Genomic DNA, 2,705 nt, shown 5'->3' with positions numbered 1-2,705 from the left:
GGCTTCTGTCTATTTATAGTGCAATAACCCTATCCATTTTGAACCAACCCGTTTGAGCCTCCCTCTCCCATAAACTAAAAGTATTGAAAAGCAGGCAAGCTCACCTGTTTATTCGTAGCTGCACGAGGTGTCCATGAAAACAAGAATCTATAAACCTGAAGACTGTCCTGTTTTGGCAAAGCTTTTTTTCAACACGGTACACGCAGTAAACGCGAAAGATTACGCAAAAGATCAGCTTGATGCCTGGGCAACAGGAAATGTAGACATCTCTGCATGGAACAAGTCTTTTTTAGAGCATCACACTGTTGTTGCAGAAATAACCGGCGATATCGCTGGCTTCGGCGATATGGACGATACTGGTTATCTTAATATGCTTTATGTCCACAAGGACTATCAAAGCAGAGGTGTTGCAACCGCTATACTCTACGAACTTGAACATCAGGCAATTTCTCGCGGTATTTTTCATTTTACGACCTATGGTTCGATCACCGCGAAGCCTTTTTTTGAAGCGCGCGGCTATCGTGTTGTCCGAAAAAACATAGCGGTTCGCAGGAACATAGAGCTTACCAATTGTTTTATGGAAAAGAGTATAGATTCGTAAGCACATGGTGGACCATCCTGCCTGCCAACTTCCGCATTTCCTTTATAAGAGCAAGTGTATCTATCATCAGTTTTGTTACCTCAGTGACTTCCCGGTAAACAGGTCGCAGAAAGAGTTCAGGCAAAGGCGGCGCAGCAATGCTGCGCCGCCTTTGCCTGTTGTTTATGCAATTCGGGCTAGCCACTTCAGATCATGCGGTTCAAACACGGCGCTGCGGTATGCTTCCAAATTCAGCGGTGTGCCGTCCCAATCGGAGTGAATGTCTCCGTTTTGCTTGATGAGAATGTCGTACAAAATTGCATAGGTTACGCCGCTGTGAGAATCCCGCTCTACAATGGTGCTATAGGGGAGCGTCTTGTGGTAGGTTACCTTCAAACCACGGTAGTCAAAATGAAAACCGCAGCGCATCCGGCAGCCCTCCAGCCCGGTGTAGACGGCAATTCTCTTCAAGTCCTGCAAAATTCGGTCGCCCTTCTCCTCATAAAGGTTTTCAGGCGTGGTGGCGGTGTAGTCAAACCGGAATTGGACAGAACTGCCGGGGATTTCACTGAACCGGTCCAGATAGGGGATCAGAGCCGACGCGGGATAATCCTGATAGAGGACACAGTTAATCCGGAAGGGAACCGCTAGTCTGGGAAGCAGTTGATCGTTGGACTCCACCACATACCGCTGCATATGGCGAGAGACATTGATGCAGGTTATTTTGTCTCGATTCCGCCGAGTAAATGCCACGATGTCCTCTTCAGACTGATGCTCGGACACAGGGAGTGTCGTATTGATGTAGACCTTGTGGGTGGTGGGAATCTTATCCAGCATTATCTGAAGAGAATCCAGATTGGCCAGAGGCTCTCCCCCTGTAAACACATAATCGCAGTGAGGTGTGACGGCATTCAATTGCTCAATGCTCTGGCAGATTTTTTCAACAGAAAAACCGTCCGGATTTGCGTATTCGCCCTTGTTGATACAAAAGGGACAGTGATTGTGGCAGTCATACGGGACAAAAATCGTGATTGTCGCCCCGCCTTCCCGCGTTTTATACGGATAGTTCATAGTGATAGACCTTTCAGAGTAATGCATACGCTTGGGCGCCATGGGATGATCGACAATCGGGATGCCAGCTTGCCTACGGTTTTAGAAGAGCGCCTCACATGCTTCCCACAGCGTTTGAACCCCTGATAAGTTCAAGTCTTGGGCCAGCATATCTATGCGCTCACGATGCATAGCTTTTTCCGTAGTAAACGGGTAGAACGGCGCGGTGAAATCAACGGTATCCATCACATTCCCGTAAGCCGCGCCTGCAAGGGCCGCTGCGTTATGAAGTTTTTCCAGCGCGACAGGGCAACCCCCTTCGGCAGCCTTCAAATTGCTGAGCACCGCGCTCACTGCCTCCCGTAGCAATCCCTGCGTATATTCGCAGCAGCTGTCGCCTGCAAATCCACGAATTGACTGCGAGAGCGTGGCGAGTCCGCAGGCTTTGATTTGGGCGGGAGACAGACTTTCGGCGAACCGGGCGTCCGTGACTGAAATTTCCGGCAGCAATTCAAAGCTTTTGATGACACAGGTCTCTCCGGAATCATTTTTCAGCACGCAAAATGGCGAATTCTGCGCCCCGCTTCCAAACGAAGTGGCCACCAACACCTGCTTTGCTTTTACGCCGGTATGAATGCGGGCGGGAGCTTCTGCCGCGGCCGCCAAGTCCAAATCCGGATTTTCATACAAAAGCCAAAGCGCCTTGGCTGCACTCATCGCCCCGCCGCCACCGATGCCTACAATCACATCCGGCTGGAATTCCGACAGCTTTGGCAGGCCACTGCGAAGGTCCGCAAAGGACGGCACGGCACTTATGGAGAAAAATTCAGCCGTACGGATGCCTTGCTTTCGCAACTGCCCACCAATCGATGAAACGGTGCCATTGCGATACAGCCGCGGATTTGATACGAGAAGCGCGCGCTTCAAATGATAGACTTCGCTCAGTTCCCGCAAAGCCACGCTTGCGGAACCATTCTTAAAATAAACCTTTTTGGGAAGATTCAACATATTCATCGGATATCCTCCAACTTACCAAACAGTCAGGAAGCCGACGCCGGCAGGCGCCGGGTTCCTG

The 2,705-nt window shown here is 50.3% G+C and carries 3 protein-coding genes; 1 reads left to right on the top strand and 2 read right to left on the bottom strand.

Features of this window, described 5'->3' with window-relative positions; translation table 11 throughout:
* The first annotated feature begins 133 nt into the window (after positions 1-133).
* A complete protein-coding gene (locus RT018_RS05465; protein ID WP_312939994.1) occupies positions 134-601 on the top strand; it encodes a GNAT family N-acetyltransferase in 468 nt (155 codons plus the stop codon).
* Positions 602-763: 162 nt separating this feature from the next.
* On the opposite strand, the gene RT018_RS05460 is transcribed toward RT018_RS05465, so the two are convergent.
* Both RT018_RS05460 and RT018_RS05455 read right to left on the bottom strand, forming a co-directional pair.
* Positions 764-1,651, bottom strand: coding sequence for a 4Fe-4S cluster-binding domain-containing protein (locus RT018_RS05460; protein WP_312939993.1), 888 nt, complete (start codon positions 1,649-1,651; stop codon positions 764-766).
* Positions 1,652-1,732: 81 nt separating this feature from the next.
* Positions 1,733-2,638 carry an iron-containing alcohol dehydrogenase gene (locus RT018_RS05455; protein ID WP_312940056.1) on the bottom strand — a complete coding sequence of 302 codons (906 nt, stop codon included), beginning with the start codon at positions 2,636-2,638 and terminating at the stop codon, positions 1,733-1,735.
* Positions 2,639-2,705: the final 67 nt, after the last annotated feature.

The sequence above is a fragment of the Oscillibacter sp. genome (assembly GCF_032060045.1).
Lineage (GTDB): Bacteria > Bacillota > Clostridia > Oscillospirales > Oscillospiraceae > Oscillibacter.
The sequence above is the reverse complement of the archived record's forward strand: the minus strand, read 5'-3'. Positions and strand labels throughout refer to the sequence as shown.

Bases quoted from the DNA above. Each gene is read 5' to 3' on its own strand.
- RT018_RS05460 (WP_312939993.1), bottom strand. From the start codon at position 1,651: ATGAACTATCCGTATAAAACGCGGGAAGGCGGGGCGACAATCACGATT.
- RT018_RS05465 (WP_312939994.1), top strand. From the start codon at position 134: ATGAAAACAAGAATCTATAAACCTGAAGACTGTCCTGTTTTGGCAAAG.
- RT018_RS05455 (WP_312940056.1), bottom strand. From the start codon at position 2,638: ATGTTGAATCTTCCCAAAAAGGTTTATTTTAAGAATGGTTCCGCAAGC.